Raw genomic sequence first — 17,316 nt, 5'->3', positions numbered from 1 at the left:
AAAATGTGACGTTCGTTAACGGTTGACGACGGCGTGCTCGCGCACCAGCGCGCACAACTGCCAGTGGCCCGGCACGCCCTTGAGCGCGCTTTCGCCACGGTCGGCGAATCGGTAGCGCGACCCGGTGACGATGTCTCGCACCGTCGAGGACACCAGTACTTCGCTGGCCCCGGCCAGCGCCCCCACCCGCGCCGCGATGTGCACGGCCATGCCGGCGATGTCGTTTTTCAACGCGCCGCGCACCTCCACCTCGCCGGCGTGAACACCCACCCGGACCTCGATGCCGAGCACCTGCACTGCGTCGACGATTTCGTCCGCGCACGCGAGAGCGGCGCTGGGGCTGCTGAAGGTCGCCACGAATCCGTCCCCGGCGGTGTTGACCTCGCGCCCGCCGAACCGCTGAAGTTCCTGACGAATGATGGTGTCGTGGTTGTCCAGCAGGTCGCGCCACCGGTTATCGCCCAGCTCCGCGGCGCGTTCGGTGGAGCCGACGATGTCGGTGAACACGATCGTGGTGAGCAGGCGCTCGGCGTCCGAGCCGCCGCGCATGCCGGTGATGAACTCCTCGATCTCGTCCAGCATCGGCCCGGTGTTGCCGACCCAGTACAGGGTGTCTTCGCCGGGTAGCTCGACGAAACGCGATCCGGCGATGTGCTCGGCCAGATACTGACCGTGCGTGACCGGGGTGAAGTCGGAGTCGCGGCGATGCAGGATCAGCGTCGGCGCGGCGATGCGCGGCAGCGTGTCGCGCACGTCGGAATGCCGGATGGTGGTGATCATCGCGCGGGCCATGCTGGGTGAGGCGGCGCGGTTGCCGGCCGTGTCCCACCAGGAGCGAAACGCGTCGTCGTCGGCGACGCTTGGCGCGATGATGCGCAGCATGTCGAAGCCCTGCTCGACGGCGTCGGGGTCGGTGAGGATCGTCGTGTAGGGATCGAGGGTGTCGAGTTCTTGGCCCATCGGGTAGTCGGGTGCGTACAAGGTGCGGGCCCCGCCGTTGATGATCACCAGGCTGCTGACCCGTTCGGGGTAATCGGCCGCCAGCACGAGCCCGGTCATCCCGGTGAAGCCCGGCGCCACGATCGTGGCCCGCTCGCATCCCACGGCGTTCATCACGGAGACGACGTCCTTCGCCCAGAATTTCGGCCCGATCATGTCGATCGAGGGCACGCGGGACGAGAGCCCGATCCCGCGCTGGTCGAGCCGGATCACCCGGGCGAAGGACGCCAACCGGCGGTGGAAGCGGTACATCGACGGCTCGGCGTCGACCGAGTCGATCGGAATCGACGGTCCGGGTAGCAGCACCAGGTCGATCGGCCCATCGCCGAACACCTGGTAGGCGATGTCCGTGTCGCCGCAACTGGCGTATCGGGTTCGTGGTGTCCCAGAAAACCCAGGCACGGCTATAAGGCTAAATCAGCACACCGACAAGTCGAACACCCGTCATCGGCCGATGATCGGGACCAGATAGCGGGCGGCGTAGCCGCGGACGGCCGCGTCGTCGGAGATGTCGAGTCGGTCGGTGGGGAAGACGATGATGCCCAGCGCGACGCGCAGCAGGATGTCGGCGATGTCGGCCAGTTCGGCCTCGGGAATCTCGGCCCCGCATCGGCGCAGGGTATGGGCGATCCCGTCGGCGAATTGGCGGATCGGAAACGCGTGCGATCGGGAGAACATGCCGAGCAGTTCCGGTTCGCTGTCGACGATCCGCGAATACAGCGGCGAGTCCTGGACCAGGCGCACACCGAGCGCGAACGCCTCGATCACGGCCTGTCGCGGATCGCAGCCGGCGGTGGCCCGGTCCAGCGTGGCGAAGAACAGTTCAGCCTCACGCCGTACCACCTGTTCCAGCAGGTCGTCCTTGGTGGGAAACCGCCGATAGACGGTGCTGCGGCTGACCCCGGCGCGCGCGGCGACGTCTTCGATGTTCGCGCGACGCACGCCGTAGGTCTCGAAGACCGCGCGCGCGGTATCCAGGATGGTGCGCTCGAGGTCGGTCATTTCATCGAGGTTGCCGTCAAGGCTGCGGTTCTGCATGGATCACGACCTCCAGGGCAATCTCGGCGCGTCGATGCTATCGTGACACAAAGATACTCGTTTGTTTCTCTGTATCACAACCGCGGGGTGAGGAGGTTGCGATGACCGCTGGACAGGATTTCGACAGCGGGGTGCGCGAAGCGGTGCCCATGCCCGTTGACGACCAAACCGCCGACGCGTTGCCGCGGCTGGGGCCCGATTCCCTGATCTGGAAGTTCTACGGCGACCACCGCACCCAATTCTTCGGGTTCCAGCGCACGGCCGGCGTCGAGAACTGCATCGAGCAACTCGCCCAGGGAGTGCTCGACCACTCGGTGGTTTTCAGCGACACGCTGGGACGGGCCAAGCGGACCGCCCCGCCGCTGATGAAGACCGTCTACTCCGACGAGCCCCACGAGTGGGGCCGCAGGGTCCGGGATTTCCACAAGCCAATCAAGGGCACCATCAGCGACGGCTCGAGGTACCACGCGCTCAATCCCGAGTTGTTCTACTGGGCCCATGCCACGTTCGTCGACCAGGTCATCTACAACACCGACACCTTCATTCGCCGGCTGTCGCGCGCGGAGAAGGAGCGGATCTTCAACGAGGGCAAGGTCTGGTACGGCCTCTACGGAGTCAGTTCCCGCAACCAGCCGCAGACCTATGACGAGTTCGTCGCCTATTGGGATGACATGCTCGAGCGGTTCGTGCCGCACAAGACCGTGCTCTACGGCACCGGCTACATCCGGAAGGGGATACCGGGGCCACGCTGGATTCCCAAGCTGGTTTGGCAGGCTTTGTCCGCGCCGCTGAACGCCTACACCCGTCTCGTTCTGGTCGGAACCATGCCGCCACAAATGCGCGAGGTATGCGCGCTGGAGTGGGATGCCAAGAAGGAGAGGCGATTTCAGCGGTTTGCGGCGGTCGTGCGTGCGCTGAACCCGGTCGTCAACCGGTTGCCGCTCTGGTTCGTCTACACGCCGTGGGCGGCCGCGGCGTGGCGTCGCGCCGGTGTCGACCCGCGCGGGCTGCACAACCGCCCCGCCGCCTAACCGATGCGCAGCAGGCGTTCGGCGTTGCCGTGTGCGATCTTCTCCCGGTCACTCGCGCTCAGCGTTGTCCGCTCGAGTCCCTCGACCGCTTCCCGCGAGGACTCGTAGGGGTAGTCGATGGAGAACATCATCGCGTCCGCGCCGACCTCGAGCACCGCGCCCAGCATGACCGCCGGTGAGAACACCCCGCTGTTGGTGAACACGATGTTGGTGCCGAGGTAGGCCGACGGCGGGCGTGGCAACGGATTTGTCGTCGCGACGCTGGCATAGCGGGAATCCAACCGGCTGCGCTGAAAGGGCAGGAATTCGCCCATGTGCCCCAGGACCAGCGTCGCCGCGGGATGGCGGTCGAACACGCCGCCGAATAACAGCCGCAGCGCGTGCCCGCTGACCTCGGCCGCCCAACTCCAGGTCGCACCGTAGAGTTCCGGGCGCCCGTCGATGACACGCCAGCGATCGGCCGGCGGTGCGCCGGGATGCAAATACAGCGGTACGCCAAGGGATTCCAGCGCCGACCACAGCTCGTCGTATTCGGGTGCGTCCAAATAACGTCCGCCGGGGCCGGTGATGCAGTCGTTGACCAGCGCTCCGCACAGCCCGTGCTGGGTGACGGCGCGCTCCAGCTCGGTCACCGCGGCGCCGGGATCCTCAACGGCAAAGCGGCAAACCCCTGGAACCGATCGGGGTGCCGGGCAATGACTTTCGCCAGATAGTCGTTGGCGAACCGCGCGTTATCGCGCGCCCGCTCGGCGTCCAGGTCGACTTGCAGCCCCGGGGAGGTCAGGGATAAGACCTGAATGTCGATGCCGGCGCTGTCCATGTCCGGTAGCCGGTATTCGGTGAAATCGGACAGGCGGCGCTCACATTCCTCGCGGACCGCGGGCTGGAAATGCTGCATCAGCCGCTGATGGGCGGGCTGGAGATCGGCCAGCTCGGGAATGAAGAACGCTTCCTCCAGGGCGATGTAGCGCATCGGCACTCCTTACTGCGCGTCGCATGCTTCCGCCGTTGAGCCTGCGTCACGATCGAGAATTTGTGAAATGATCGACGGCCGCGTCGCCCGGCGAGCTGGGTGAGGTGCAGTTTCACGCGGTCTGGCACCCGCGCTGGGCGAGGCGGAAAAGTCGATGATTAGACGGCTTCGCATTGGGGCATTCGGCAACGTCGGTCGGGTGAGCGGACCGCGACGAAACCCGAAGGAGGAGACCGCGATGCAGATGACGGGCAATACCGTCCTGGTCACCGGCGGGGGCAGCGGGATCGGCCGCGGCCTGGCCGAATCATTCCACCGGCTGGGTAACCAGGTCATCATTGCGGCCCGGCGCCGCGAGTTGCTGGAGGCTGTCGCGCAGGCCAACCCCGGCATGCAGAGTTGGTCGCTGGACCAAAGCGACCCGGCCGGCATCCGGCGATTCGCCATCGAGCTGACCGACCGCTACCCCGACCTGAACGTCGTCATCAACAACGCCGGGATTCAGCGGGTCGAGGACCTCATCAACGGCGAGGTGGGCACCGCCGAGCGGACCATCGCCATCAATCTGCTGGGCCCCATCCGGCTGACCTCGGCCCTGATGCCGTCGCTGGTGAGGAGACCGCACGCCGCGATAGTCAACATCGTCTCGGTGATGTATTCCTCCAACGGCATCGCGTTCGGGTCGAATCCGCGCTCGCCCTCCGTACAGGTGATCGAAGTCATTCCGCCGCAAGTGCAGACCGCGTTGCAGAGGTGTCGCGCAGTTGGAAACGCAGCGACTGCGCCGGAGCGCGCGGCGTGGCCGCGGCGGTCGCCTCGGCATTCGATGCGGTGCGGCCGAGTCGGCCCGTCGGTGCCGCCCTCGACTGGCGCGACGAGCCCGCCAACAGCGGGGGCGCGGTATGGGCGCGCCGCGGCGAAGTGTTCGCGGTCCACGCCGCCGGCAACGGCCCGGGAGTGCACGGCCTGTGGCCGCAGGCGCTCGCGCTGGGTTACCGGGTCGCGGTGCGCCCGTCGCGCCGCGAGCCGCTGACCGCGCACCGGCTGGTGAATGCCCTGCGCGAGGCGGGATTTCGCGCCGAAGACGCCGCGTATCTGCCCACCGACCACGGCGGGGCGGACGAGATCGTCCGGGCGACCGACCTGGCCATGGTGTTCGGCGGCCGGGACGTGGCGGACAAATACGCCAACGATCCGAGTGTCATCGTCAACGGGCCGGGGCGGGCGAAGATTCTGATCACCGCCGACCGTGATTGGCGCGACTACATCGATCTGGTCACCGACTCGATCGCCAACCTGGGCGGGATGGCGTGCGTCAACACGACCGCGGTGCTCTACGAGGGCGATCCCGGCCCACTGGCCCGGGCGATCGCCGAGAAGTTGGCGACGATCGAGCCGCTGCCCAGTGACGACGAACGCGCCGTTCTGCCCACCCAACCCCTCGACAAGGCGCGAGCCATCGCGGGCTACCTGGCGACCAAGGCGGCGGGCACGACGCCACTGCTCGGCGCCGATCAGGTGGTCGCCGTCCTCCGTGACGGCGCTGCCGCACTGCGTCCGGCCGTGCATCTGCTGGCCGGGCCCGGCTCGGGAAAGCTTGACGACAGGCTCAATGTCGAGCTGCCCTTCCCGTGTGTATGGGTATCGCCCTGGTCACGTGGGTTCGGTGTGGAGCCGCTGCGGCATTCGTTGGTCGTCACCGCGATCACGGGTGACGACGAGCTGATCGACGACCTACTCGCCGAACCCACGGTGGCCAACGTGTACCGCGGCCGTTACCCGACCTTCCACTCGGCACCCGAAATCCCGCACGACGGGTTTTTGGCGGACGTCCTGATGCGCAACAAGGGTTTCATCGGGGACTAGCGGGAACTGACGTACGGCAAGAGCGCCATTTCGCGAGCGTTCTTGATCGCGGTGGCCACCTGGCGTTGCTGCTGAACCGTGAGGCCGGTGACGCGCCGGGATCGGATCTTGCCGCGCTCGGAGATGAACACCCTCAGCGTGCCGGTGTCCTTGTAGTCGACAGTCTCGAGGCCCAAGCTGTGCAGCAGGTTCTTCTTCTTGTCCGTCGGCGGCCGCTGCAGGGCGCGGCGCTTCGATCTGCCGGCCATCTACCAACTCGCTTTGCGCACACCGGGAAGTTGGCCGCGGTGAGCGAGTTCCCGCACCCGCACGCGGGACAACCCGAACTTGCGCAAGTGCCCGCGGGGACGGCCGTCGATCGAGTCGCGGTTGCGCAGCCGTACCGGACTGGCGTCACGCGGCTGGCGGGCAAGCGCTTGCTGCGCGGCCAATCGTTGTTCTGGGCTGCTTGCCGGTGATCGGATGATCGTCTTGAGTTCGGCGCGCCGCTCCGCATACCGTGCGACGACCGCGCGGCGCCGGTTGTTCTTGATGATCTTTGATTTCTTGGCCATCAGCGCTCTTCCCGGAATTCGACGTGCCGGCGGGCCACCGGGTCATACTTCTTCAGCGTGAGCCGGTCGGGATCGTTGCGGCGGTTCTTGCGTGTGACGTACGTGTACCCGGTGCCGGCGGTGGAGCGCAGCTTGACGATGGGCCGAATCTCGTTGCGCGCCATCAGATGCGCTGACCCGAACGGCGGAGTCGGGCAACGACGGCCTCGATTCCGTCACGGTCGATGACCTTGATTCCCTTGGCGCTCAACCGCAGCGTTATGCGGCGTCCCTCCGACGGCAGGTAATACGTCTTGGTCTGGATGTTGGGCGACCAGCGTCGCCGTGTTCTGCGGTGCGAGTGAGATACCGAATTACCAAATCCCACTGCGCGGCCGGTGACTTGGCAGCGCGCCGTCATACCCCTACCTCCTCCGGAACCCCAGTTATTGAAAATCATTTTCGACAAGGTCTCCCGGGAACTGTACCGTGATTTAGGCGTTATTGAAAATCGTTTTCAATATGGAGGTGTGATGCGGACACCCGTGGTGTTGGTGACCGGCCAGGGCGATACCGATGCGGTGACGGGTGCGCTGTTGCGCCGCCCGGGCACGGTGGTCGTCGAGCATCGTTTCGACGGGCACGTGGTGCGGCGGACCACGATCACGATGCGCGCTGGCGAATTAGCCAGTACCGACTACGCACTCGAGCTGGCGCATGGGTGTGTGGCCTGCACCGTGCGCAATGACCTGCTGCTTCTGCTGCGCACACTGCACCGCCGCGACGGTGTCCACCGCATCGTCGTACATCTGGCCCCGTGGCTCGAACCCGAACCCATCTGCGTCGCGATCAATCACGTCCGCGTCCGAATCGGTCCCGGCTATCCCGACGGCCCGGCCGCGCTGGACGTGGCAATCGCGGGGGTGGTGACATGCGTCGATTCCCGCAATTGGCTAACCCGGGCCCTCGGGGAGGACGATCTGCCGGACGGGCGCACGGTGGCCCAGGTCGTAGTCGGCCAAGCCGAGTTCGCCGACCTCCTCGTGCTGACCCGCCCGGAACCCGTGACGCTGGCCGTCCTGCGCCGGCTCGCTCCCCGAGCGCGGATCACCGTGGGGCTCGACCGCATCGAGATGGCGCTGGCGAATCTGGAAGACGACTCCCGGCGCGGCCGCAGCGATCATCCGCACGGGTGGTTGTTGGCCGGCCTGCCTCCGCTGGGCAACGATGGACAGGTCCGGATCGTTGAGTTCAACGCGCGCCGCCCATTTCATGCCGAACGCCTGCATGCCGCGGTGGATCTGCTGCTCGCCGGTGTCGTCCGTACCCGTGGGCGACTGTGGCTGGCCAATCGACCTGACCAGGTCATGTGGCTGGAATCAGCCGGTGGTGGTCTGCGGGTCGCCTGCGCGGGCAAGTGGCTGGCCGCCATGACCACTGAGGAGGCGGCCAGAGTGGACGCCGAGCGCCGCATCTTTGCCGAGCTGCAGTGGGAGTACCGATTCGGCGATCGGCACACCGCGATGACGGTACTGGTCTGCGGGGCCGAACAGGCCGAGATTCTCGACGCCCTGAATGGTGCGCTGCTGACCGACGAGGAGATGGCCAGACCGCAGGAGTGGAGCCGTTACCCCGACCCGTTCGGTGACTGGCACGAGGACCCGTGTGGTGACACCCCTGGCGCGTCCGAAGAAGTCTCCTCAGATCGGGACGGCCGCGTAGAGCCGTGAAATAACACCGCGTCCCGGCCCGGGCATTCCGCCTCGACATGTGGTCTGGTAGCTGTAGTTACGAGTCGAGTAGCGTGGGGACGACAGCGCGCCACCAGGACTAGTCAGCCATTTCGGTGAATGCGGTGAGGGTGAACGTAATAGCAGAGGCCGTTAAGAGAGCTACCGACCGACTGGCCAATCCTGCGCGGATATCGGATCCCGACAAGCTGCGCGCCGCTGTCTGCGGCAAGACCGTGATGGTGACCGGCGCCTCCTACGGAATCGGCGAGGCGACGGCCCGCAGGCTGGCCGCGGCGGGAGCAACCGTGCTGGTTGTCGCACGATCCGCGGAACGGCTCGACGACCTCGCTGCCTCGATCAACGCCGGCGGCGGTAAGGCCGTCGCTTACCCGACGGACCTCACCGACGAGGCCGCCGTCAGCGCGTTGACCAAACAGGTCACCGAGGACCACGGCGCGCTCGACATCGTGGTCAGCAATGCCGGCAAGTCGCTGCGCCGCTCCCTGCACCACCAGTACGACCGGCCGCACGATTTCCAGCGCACGATCGACATCAACTACCTCGGGCCGATCTGGTTGCTGCTCGGGCTGCTACCGGCCATGCGCGAAAACGGCGCCGGGCACATCGTGAACGTGTCCAGCGTCGCCGCGCGCGTCGTACCCGGACCGCAATGGGGCGCCTACCAGGCGTCCAAGGGGGCATTCGATCGCTGGTTGCGCAGCGTGGCGCCGGAACTGCACGCCGACGGCGTGGACGTGACGTCGGTCTACTTCGCGCTGGTCCGCACCCGGATGATCGCGCCCACGCCGATCCTGGGCAGGCTTCCGGGTCTGTCCCCCGATGAGGCCGCCGACGCGATCGCCAAAACCATCATCGAGCGGCCCCGCAGCAACGAACCGCCCTGGCTCTGGCCCGCCGAGCTGGCCTCCGTGCTGCTGGCCGGGCCCGCCGAGCGCGCCGCCCGGCTGTGGCACCGCCGGTTCTTCGCCAACACCGGCGGCAAGGGCCGGTCGTGACCGACAGCGTGGTCGCCACGACGGCGCGGGCACTGCTGTCGTCCGGTCTGCTGAGCCCGCCCGCGCCGATCGGGGTGCTGCGCCTGGCCCGCGAGGTATATCGGGGCGGCACGAACCTCTATACCCTGCTGGCCGTCGCGGCGGCCCGCTGGCCGGCGCGCACCGCGATGATCGACGACGACGGCGCCATCACCTACCGCGAGCTGCAGGAGAAGACCGAATCGCTGGCGCGCGGGCTCTCCCTCGACGGTGTCGGGCCCGGCCAGGCGGTGGGGATCATGTGCCGCAACGGACGCAACTTCGCCGCCGCGGCCTTCGCTGCCGCCCTGGTCGGCGCCGACGTGGTGCTGGTGAACACGGAGTTTCGCGTCAATGCGCTGGCCGGCGCGTTGAGCTCACACGAGATCGCAACGGTGTTCTGCGACAACGAATTTGCCGAACAAGTACGCGGCGCAGGCGAGTCCATCAGAGCGATCGACCCGGCAACCGTTGAGCCTGCGCCGGGTGAATCCCGGCCCAAGGTCGCCGACTCGGGCCGGCTCGTTCTGCTGACGTCTGGCACCACCGGGGTGCCCAGGGGCGTCCCGCGGGTACCGCGGATGAGCTCGGGCATCGGCGTCGGCATGACAATTCTCGAGCGCACCGGGCTGCGTGTCGGATCGCGAATCGCGGTGGCGGTGCCGATGTTTCACGGCCTGGGGCTCGGCATGCTGATGCTGACGGTGAGCCTGGGCGGCACCGTGCTGACCCATCGGCGCTTCGACGCCGAAGCCACCCTGGCGCGGGCCTCGCTGCAGCGTGCCGACGCGTTGAGCGTCGTCCCGATCATGCTGGCGCGGATCCTCGACCTGCCGCAACGGGTGCGGGCGCGAAACCCGTTGTCGTCCTTGCGGGTAGTGATATCCAGCGGTGACCGGCTCGATCCCGGCCTGGCCCGTCGGTTCATGGATGCCTACGGCGACGTCCTCTACAACGGCTACGGTTCCACCGAGGTCGGCATCGGCGCTCTGGCCACGCCGATCGAACTGCGACACGCCCCGGAAACGGTGGGTCGGCCCGTCGCGGGATGCCCGGTGCGGATATTCGACCGGAACGGAAGACCGGTTGGGCCGCGCGTCACCGGTCGCATCTTCGTGGGCGGTGAACTGGGCGCGGAAGGCTACACCGGCGGCGGCGCCAAGGCCGTCATCGACCGGATGACCAGCACCGGCGACATGGGCTACCTCGACAACTCGGGCCGGCTCTACATCGTCGGCCGCGAAGACGACATGATCGTCTCCGGCGGTGAGAATGTCTATCCGCGCGCACTGGAAAACGCGCTGGCCGACCATCCCGACGTCGCCGAGACCGCGGTCATCGGCGTCCCCGACGAGCAGTTCGGCCGGCGACTGGCGGCGTTCATCGTTGCGCGGCGCGACATCGACGAGGCAGGGTTGCGGGAGTACTTGAAGGGCAAGGTCTCTCGCTTCGAGCAGCCCCGGGACATCCAGGTCGTGAGCAGCATTCCGCGCAATCCCGCCGGCAAGGTCATCCGCAGCAAACTGCTCGAGACATAGCGGGGCCGCGCCAGCGGCGTTAATGCCGCGCATTTGTGGGTAGCCGACATCGCAAGACTTCTGTGCACGTGTGGAGGTGTGCGATGCCGGTTACGGCGGGGCACGTTCCCGGGTTGACGTCGGGGTTGCGCCGGGTCCGCACGGACCCGAAGCGTTTCCGTAACGGGCGCTGGTACTTGTTGGCCGAGGGCGTGCTGGTGAGCGCGTTCGGCATTGCCGGGCTGGTCTCGGCGGCCCTGCATCCGCATGCCGGGCCCACCGGCGCCCCGGTTCTCGGCCTGGCGACGGCTCCGGCGCACAGCGCGATCCTGCTGGCGTTCGGGGTGGCGGCGATTGCGGCGGTCAGCCATCGCCGCGCGGCGGTAGCGGTGACCGCGCTGAGCGCGGTGGGCTACATGGTGTTGTTGTTTTTCAGCGCCGTCGCCACGTCGCGCGACATGCCGACGGCAGTGGGGTTCCACGCCGCCGACGTCGTGCTGCACGGTGTGCTGGCGGTGGTCAACCTCGGGCTGCTGATGTGGTTCATTCCCGACGAGTTGGGGGACGAGGCCTGGGTGCGGCGGCGCGGGCGCCGCCGCGATCCGCGACAGCCTCCGGCCCCGGCGGTCCGAGCGCGGGAGTCGGACGCACAGGGCAGCCCAAGCCCGCCCCCGTCGACCAACCCGCCAGGGTCCACGAACCCGCCGGTCGACGTTCAACGCGAGCGTCGCAGCCTTCCAGAGCCACCGGGGACCGCGCGGGCGCCCGAGCCGGTGCGGTCACGCGCCGCCGTCGTGCCGGTGGCTCTGGCGGTCCTAGCGGCCGCCGTCGTCATCGTCGTCTGGATACGCCACCACTGACACCGCCGGATCATCAACGCTGGAACGGTCGCCAGCCGTCTTCCGGCTGGGCGAGACGGTCCGCGATGACGGACAGGGTTTCCAGGTTGTGGCCGTATCCCAGATGGCTGCAGTGGACCTCGACGTTTTCCGTGCGCGGCGCCGGGAGGCTGGTGCAGCACTGCCAGGCGACGATCCCGTCAGTCTTGCTGTAGATACAGGTGGTGGGCGTGGTCAGCGGTTGCTCGCGGCGGCTCCGGGCCGATTCCGCGACCGCGTCGGTGGCGTCGGTGCCGCGGTTGAGTAGCCGCCACACCCTCCAGGCTGTGCTGGCCCGATGGTTGCCGCGGAACGGGGAGCCCAGCGTGATCACCGATCGGACCTCATCGGGGAACGCGCGCGCCAGCTCGCGCGCATAGATTCCGCCGGCGCTCCAGCCGATAATGCTGACCCGGCGCCCGCCCGTCCGTTCGCGGATGTGGCGCAGCCGTTCCGGCAGCGTCTCCTTCATGCTGGCCCGATACCCGACGTTGTACCCGAGGCCCCAGTCGTAAACCCGGTATCCCAAGCGGCGCAAGACATTTCGTAGTAGGTCCGTCGAGAGGGGGCCGGCCAGAAACCCGGGGATCACCAGCACCGGATGCCCGTCGCCGCGGGGCCAATCGGCGATGTGCCGCAAGCCGCGCCGGGCGGCCACGTATTCGAGCCCGGTGCGCCATTCCAGCGCACGCAGTAGATGTCCCGGTGCGCGCGCTCCGACGGCGTCGGGCACGCCGGCCGGGTCGTCGTGCCCGGGAAAACGGGCCGGGTCGCTCATGCCTGGCCCTCGTCACCGTCGGCCTCGTCATCCAGACCGACGGTTCTGGCCAACCACTTGGGCGCGAGCGCCGAGATCGCGGTGGCACCGCCGGTTGCACCCAGCACACCAGTCCACGCGACGGGCCCCAGCGGCGTGCATCCGAAGAACTGGCTGATGACAGGGGTCTGCACGATGCCGACCAGCACCCCCGCACTGCCCAGCGCGGTCGCCACGACGAGGGGGCTGTGCCGTCGCGTGAGCAGGGTCTGCGCCAGCTGCGTCGTCACCAATGCGGTCAATCCCATTGTCGCCGTGCGGCGTTCGCTGCCGGGCGTCCAGCGGCCGATGGCCCAGGCGGCCGTCGCCCCGGCGGCCGTGACGGCGCCCCGGGTGACGATCTGGCGCATCAGCGGAGCGTCCAGGGAAGGTGTCGGCCCGGTCAGCACCGCGCGTTGGTGTTCGCGCCGCGCCTCTTCCGCCTCGTCTTCGGTTTCGTAATCGCCTTCGACGGGTTCGACGTATTGCGAGGTGACGGCGACCGCGAGCGCGGGGAACATGTCGGTGAGCAGATTGACCAACAGGAGTTGACGGGTCCCCACCGGAGCCCGACCGGTGCCGAGGGCCGTCCCGATGATCGTGAACAGCACTTCGCCCACATTGCCGCCGACCAGGATCGTGACCGCGTCACGAACGCCGGACCACATGCTGCGGCCCTCGACGAGCGCGTCGAGGAGCACGCCCAGATCGTCGTCGGTCAAGACGATGTCGGCGGCGCCGCGGGCGGCCGAGGAACCGCGACCGCTCACCCCGATGCCCACGTCGGCCATCCGGATCGCGGCCGCGTCGTTGGCGCCATCGCCGACCATCGCGGTCACTCGACCGCAACGCTGCAGCGCGCCGACAATCTGTACCTTCTGTTCCGGGCTGACGCGGGCGAACACCTGAACGTCGGCGACGAGTTTGGCGCACGCGTCCTCGTCGAGGCCGGCGAGTTCGGCGCCCGTGACCACCCGCGCGTCCGCGGACATGCCCAGCTGACGGGCGATCGCGCGTGCCGTGACGGGGTGATCGCCGGTGATCAGCACCACGTTGCGGTCGGCGGTGACCAGTTCTTCGATCAGCGGGCGCGATGACGCCCGCGCGGTGTCCGCCAAACCCACATAACCGATCAACTCCAGGTCCTGGGCGGCGGCGTCGACGGCGTCGGCATCGGTCTCCTCGTCGTCGGTGGTGCCGTTGTCCCAGCCGCGTCGCGCCACCGCCAGCACCCGCAAGCCCTGTTCGGCAAGGCTGCGCACCAGCGACTCCGCGTGCTCCTGGTCGGTGTCCGGATCGGCGAACCGGCAACGCGGCAGCACCACCTCGGGGGCGCCCTTGAGCATCAGGAGCGGCGACGACCCGTTTGTGTTCAGCGTGCCTATCGCGGCGGCGAAACCGCGGCTGGACTCGAACGGCACCTCGGCGAGCATCGTCCACTCCGAATCACCTTGACCGGCAAGCGAATCCGCCGCGGTGAGGATGGCTTCGTCGGTGGCATGCGCATGTCCTTGACCCTCTTGGGGTTTCGTCGACGCCCACGCGGCCGCCCGGAGCACCGTCGCGAACTGCGGATCGGTGGTGGCCGGAAACGGGTCCCGTGCGTCGGCCGCGGCCGGTACCGCGCACACGACGCGCAGCCGATTCTCGGTGAGAGTGCCGGTCTTGTCGAAACAAATGGTGTCGACCCGGCCCAGTGCCTCGATGGTGCGTGGGGCCCGAACCAGTGCTCCGCGCGCCGTCAGCCGCTGGGCGGCGGCGAGCTGGGACAGGGTGGCCACCAACGGCAGACCTTCGGGGACCGCGGCCACCGCGATGGCGACGCCGTCTGCGACGGCTTGGCGCAGTGTCGCGCGCCGGAGCAATGCCAAAGCGCTTACCGCGGCACCGCCGGTGAGCGTCAGAGGAAGCACCTTGCTGGTGAGTTCCCGCAGGCGGGCCTGGACACCGGCCGACGTTTCGACGTCGGCGACCGCCGAGATCGCGCGGTGCGCGGCGGTGCCGACTCCGGTGGCCACGACGATCGCCCTAGCGTGTCCGGCGACGATCGTGCTGCCCTCGAACAGCATGCTGGCCCGGTCGGGGTCGTTGACGGCGACGGGGTCCACCTGCTTGTCCACCGGCAGCGACTCGCCAGTGAGCAGCGACTCGTCGACCTCGAGATCCTCGGCCACCAACAGCCGCGCGTCCGCCGGCACCACTTCCGGTGCGGCCAGATCGATGACGTCACCGGGGCGCAGCGAATTGGCGGACACCGTGGCCGTACGCGTGGCGCGCTGGGCCGCCTCCAGCCGGCGCCGCGTGGTCGCGACGGCCGGGACGACCACCCGTCGCACCAGCTGGTCCTGCTCGGCGAACAGTTCGGCGGCGGCCGCCTCGGCCCGCAACCGTTGCACCCCACCGGTTATCGCGTTGACGGTCATCACGCCGGCGACCAGAAGCGCGTCGATATTGCTTCCGACGATCGCGGATGCGGCCGCCCCGACGGCCAGGATCGGGGTCAGCGGATCGGCCAGCTCGGCGCGGGTCGTCGACGCCAGCCGCGCCAAGCTGGTCACCGGTCCGCGCAGCGGTGCCAGCGCGGGTGTGTAGGACAGGTCGTCGAGACGGCGTCGCCACGACGGCGTGCCGGGCTCGACTGCCAATGGCCGCGCGCCCCCGGCCAGCCGCGAATACACGATCTCCGGGTCCAGCGCGTGCCAGGCGGTCAGCGGCTGCGGGGTGGGATCGGGTAGCCGTAGCACCCTGCTGGCCGAGAAGGTTCCCGCCACCAACGCGGTGGCCGCGGCCGCATTGACCGGATTGAGCCAGCGGCGGAAGCTCACGGGGTTGGTGGTTCGGTCCTGCTCGCCGGTGACCAGCAGCAGCCCCGCCAGCGTCGTGCCGCCCTGGGCCAGGTGCACCGCCGATTCGCTGGCCGACCGGGCGACCGGGATCGCCGAGAGGATCCGCACGGCGTCGGCCAGGTCGGTGCCCGTGATGATGTCGGCGGTCCACGCCGTCGCCGCGCGTGGATCATCAAGGGCCACACCGACATCGGCGATCGCCAGGGCTGCCAGCGTGTCGGTGGACGCGAAATCGCGGTGCAGCGCGGTGATCAGTAATACCGGGCCGCGATCCACGCGCAGCTCACGCACCAGGTTCAACAGCGGGGTGCCCGGCGGATGCGTCGCCCCGACGCTCGCGGTCAGCTCTTCGGTGCCGGCGACGTGGCGCAAGACCACCCGGGCTCCGGTGCGGTGCGCGGTCTGAAACAACGGAATCGCGTAAGGGTCGACCTCCCAGCCAACATCGACACTGCCCACACATTCGCCGTCGACCACCAGGTCGGCGCTTTCGCGGCCCTGGGCCGGCGTGTCCGACGGACCTTGCACCGGAAGCCATCTCAGCCGCGCGCCGGTGGCGGGCAACTCGTCGGGATCGGGCTCGGGCGCCTCCTCGCCGTGCAGCAGGGCATCGGCGACCTCATATACCCGGTCGTCGTCCCAGCCGGGCGCATCGCCGCGCGAACGCAGAACGGCGCGGTGATCTCCGCGCAGCGCGGCGCCGTCGATCACGACGACCTTGACCCGATCCAGGCGCCGCAGCGCACCCGGGTCGAGGACCAACTGTCCGGCGTTGGCCAGGCCGCGACCCAACACCGCCGCGAACGCCTGCCGGCCCATGTGTGCCGCTCTCGGCACCCCGGCCTCGATCGCCCCGGCCGCGTCCTCGGTACCACCGCCGGCGACCAACGCGCTCGCCGCCGCGATGAGCGAGCCGTTCGCGGCCGAGTCGACGTAGCTCTCGACCGGGCCCGCCATCGATCCTTTCGCGGTGTCGATCGCCGCGTCGATGGATCCCCCGACCACGACGTGCGAAGCCTCACCCGCCGCCGCGGCCGGCCAGCTGTGCCGCGGCGCGTGCGAGCTGGCCCCGGCCGATGAGATGACCGGCACCACCGGGGCCTGCGGCCGGTCGGGCGAGGCCAGCTGGGGCTCCCGGTCTCGCCACACGCGACGGTGAGCCGTCGCCTCGGAGATTTGCAGGGTGCGTTGCGTGAAATCGAGCAGCGGCGTGCCGACCGCTTGGGTCAGCCCATGAGCTGCCGCCGTCGTCGCGGCGAGCGCGATGTCGGTGCCCACTCGACCCAGTCGCGACTCCAGCAGTGACACCATCCGTGGCTGATGATTGATGAGGGCGGCCGCGGCCCGGGTTGTCTTCGGTGCGGCGGGCAGGCGGGTGACCCAGCCGGTGACGGCGGCACTCACCGCGATGAGATCCATCGCGGCGGCGGTCAGCGGCACCAGAACCGCCAACGGGTTGCCCGGGTCGGCGAATGGGGCGGAGAGGGCCGCCGATCCCGGACCCGACGACGCGAGGTCGTCGGCTATGGCAGCCACCGTTTCCCGCACCTCGTCCAGGACGACGTCGTAGTCGGCGTCCTCGGAGAGTTCGATCACCAAACGGCCCAGGGAGCCCTCGACATGTGCCTTGGCCACGCCCGGAATCCGGCGAACCGGTTCCTCCACCACCGCCGCGTACTCATGCCAGCGCTGGAACGGCAGCAGCGGATCCAGGTCCAGGTGCACCCGGCGCCCGCTCTGCCAGCGCACCGGCGCCGCGACGCCGTTACGGGAACCGTTGGGGGAGCCGTTCATCCCGAACGCTCGGCCGGTCGAATTGGCCACCGAATGCGCCACGGGGCCGGCGAGCTCCACCACCGGGCTGACCAACATCTGCACTGTGCCCGCGGCGCCGGCCGCGGTGGACACGCCGGCTCGCACTACTTGGGCCGCTCCGCCGGTGACGCCAGCGACGACGCTGGCAACACCCGGAATCTTCATGTGGCCACCCTTCGATTACCTCTACCGTGCCTATCCTCCTGGCGTCGTTAGGACCTGTCCACATAGGGCCTGGACGGTAGGGCTTCGTGATG

14 protein-coding genes and 3 pseudogenes are annotated in these 17,316 nt (G+C 68.6%); 7 read left to right on the top strand and 10 right to left on the bottom strand.

The window, feature by feature from the left end:
- Positions 1-15: 15 nt before the first annotated feature.
- Together ACQI5H_RS07570 and ACQI5H_RS07565 are read right to left on the bottom strand one after the other, a co-directional pair.
- Entirely contained in the window at positions 16-1,401 is a 1,386-nt protein-coding gene (locus tag ACQI5H_RS07570) for an adenylate/guanylate cyclase domain-containing protein (protein ID WP_427078769.1), read from the bottom strand.
- Between the two features lie 42 nt (positions 1,402-1,443).
- A complete protein-coding gene (locus ACQI5H_RS07565) occupies positions 1,444-2,037 on the bottom strand; it encodes a TetR/AcrR family transcriptional regulator (RefSeq protein WP_427078768.1) in 594 nt (197 codons plus the stop codon).
- Positions 2,038-2,138: 101 nt separating this feature from the next.
- Here ACQI5H_RS07565 and ACQI5H_RS07560 point away from each other — a divergent pair, with 101 nt between their 5' ends.
- Positions 2,139-3,068 carry an oxygenase MpaB family protein gene (locus ACQI5H_RS07560; protein WP_427078767.1) on the top strand — a complete coding sequence of 310 codons (930 nt, stop codon included), beginning with the start codon at positions 2,139-2,141 and terminating at the stop codon, positions 3,066-3,068.
- Here the strand turns inward: ACQI5H_RS07560 and ACQI5H_RS07555 are convergent.
- Positions 3,065-3,703 (bottom strand): annotated as a pseudogene (locus ACQI5H_RS07555) (amidohydrolase family protein); the annotation flags it as partial. The gene ACQI5H_RS07560 and the pseudogene ACQI5H_RS07555 sit on opposite strands and share 4 nt — an antisense overlap.
- Complete coding sequence (locus ACQI5H_RS07550) at positions 3,697-4,041, bottom strand: hypothetical protein (RefSeq protein WP_427078766.1); 345 nt, start codon at positions 4,039-4,041, stop codon at positions 3,697-3,699. The gene ACQI5H_RS07550 and the pseudogene ACQI5H_RS07555, both read right to left, overlap by 7 nt.
- A gap of 238 nt (positions 4,042-4,279) precedes the next feature.
- On the opposite strand from ACQI5H_RS07550, the pseudogene ACQI5H_RS07545 reads away from it, so the two are divergent.
- Both ACQI5H_RS07545 and ACQI5H_RS07540 read left to right on the top strand, forming a co-directional pair.
- Positions 4,280-4,792: pseudogene (locus ACQI5H_RS07545) on the top strand (SDR family NAD(P)-dependent oxidoreductase); the annotation flags it as partial.
- A 62-nt stretch (positions 4,793-4,854) separates the two neighbouring features.
- Positions 4,855-5,907, top strand: a pseudogene (locus tag ACQI5H_RS07540) (aldehyde dehydrogenase family protein); the annotation flags it as partial.
- Here the strand turns inward: ACQI5H_RS07540 and rpsR are convergent.
- From rpsR to rpmB, 4 genes are read right to left on the bottom strand one after another with little or no spacing between them, the layout of a single operon-like run.
- Positions 5,904-6,155: a 30S ribosomal protein S18 gene (rpsR, locus tag ACQI5H_RS07535; RefSeq protein WP_427078765.1), complete on the bottom strand. Its 252-nt coding sequence runs from the start codon at positions 6,153-6,155 to the stop codon at positions 5,904-5,906. The pseudogene ACQI5H_RS07540 and the gene rpsR sit on opposite strands and share 4 nt — an antisense overlap.
- Complete coding sequence (gene rpsN / locus ACQI5H_RS07530) at positions 6,156-6,461, bottom strand: 30S ribosomal protein S14 (RefSeq protein WP_427078764.1); 306 nt, start codon at positions 6,459-6,461, stop codon at positions 6,156-6,158.
- The gene (gene rpmG, locus ACQI5H_RS07525; RefSeq protein ID WP_427078763.1) at positions 6,461-6,625 is read right to left on the bottom strand and encodes a 50S ribosomal protein L33; all 165 of its coding nucleotides are present in this window, start codon (positions 6,623-6,625) and stop codon (positions 6,461-6,463) included. The genes rpsN and rpmG overlap by 1 nt, the downstream gene beginning before the upstream one ends.
- Complete coding sequence (rpmB, locus tag ACQI5H_RS07520; RefSeq protein WP_427078762.1) at positions 6,625-6,861, bottom strand: 50S ribosomal protein L28; 237 nt, start codon at positions 6,859-6,861, stop codon at positions 6,625-6,627. Before rpmB ends, rpmG begins: the two co-directional genes overlap by 1 nt.
- A gap of 112 nt (positions 6,862-6,973) precedes the next feature.
- Between rpmB and mrf the strand changes: the two genes are divergently transcribed.
- From mrf to ACQI5H_RS07500, 4 genes are all read left to right on the top strand, one after another.
- The gene (gene mrf / locus ACQI5H_RS07515) at positions 6,974-8,170 is read left to right on the top strand and encodes a ribosome hibernation factor-recruiting GTPase MRF (protein ID WP_427078761.1); all 1,197 of its coding nucleotides are present in this window, start codon (positions 6,974-6,976) and stop codon (positions 8,168-8,170) included.
- A gap of 131 nt (positions 8,171-8,301) precedes the next feature.
- Positions 8,302-9,189, top strand: coding sequence for an SDR family NAD(P)-dependent oxidoreductase (locus ACQI5H_RS07510; protein ID WP_427078869.1), 888 nt, complete (start codon positions 8,302-8,304; stop codon positions 9,187-9,189).
- Complete coding sequence (locus tag ACQI5H_RS07505) at positions 9,186-10,745, top strand: AMP-binding protein (RefSeq protein WP_427078760.1); 1,560 nt, start codon at positions 9,186-9,188, stop codon at positions 10,743-10,745. Before ACQI5H_RS07510 ends, ACQI5H_RS07505 begins: the two co-directional genes overlap by 4 nt.
- 83 nt (positions 10,746-10,828) lie before the next feature.
- On the top strand, positions 10,829-11,584 hold the full coding sequence (locus tag ACQI5H_RS07500) for a DUF4383 domain-containing protein (RefSeq protein ID WP_427078759.1): 756 nt from the start codon (positions 10,829-10,831) through the stop codon (positions 11,582-11,584).
- A 13-nt stretch (positions 11,585-11,597) separates the two neighbouring features.
- Here ACQI5H_RS07500 and ACQI5H_RS07495 read toward each other — a convergent pair whose 3' ends face one another.
- Together ACQI5H_RS07495 and ACQI5H_RS07490 are read right to left on the bottom strand one after the other, a co-directional pair.
- Complete coding sequence (locus ACQI5H_RS07495; RefSeq protein ID WP_427078758.1) at positions 11,598-12,380, bottom strand: esterase/lipase family protein; 783 nt, start codon at positions 12,378-12,380, stop codon at positions 11,598-11,600.
- Positions 12,377-17,224, bottom strand: a complete 4,848-nt coding sequence (locus tag ACQI5H_RS07490; RefSeq protein ID WP_427078757.1) for an HAD-IC family P-type ATPase — start codon at positions 17,222-17,224, stop codon at positions 12,377-12,379. The genes ACQI5H_RS07495 and ACQI5H_RS07490 overlap by 4 nt, the downstream gene beginning before the upstream one ends.
- Positions 17,225-17,316 lie beyond the last annotated feature (92 nt).

It is taken from the genome of Mycobacterium heidelbergense (assembly GCF_050205645.1).
GTDB classification, from domain to species: domain Bacteria; phylum Actinomycetota; class Actinomycetes; order Mycobacteriales; family Mycobacteriaceae; genus Mycobacterium; species Mycobacterium heidelbergense_A.
The sequence above is the reverse complement of the archived record's forward strand: the minus strand, read 5'-3'. Positions and strand labels throughout refer to the sequence as shown.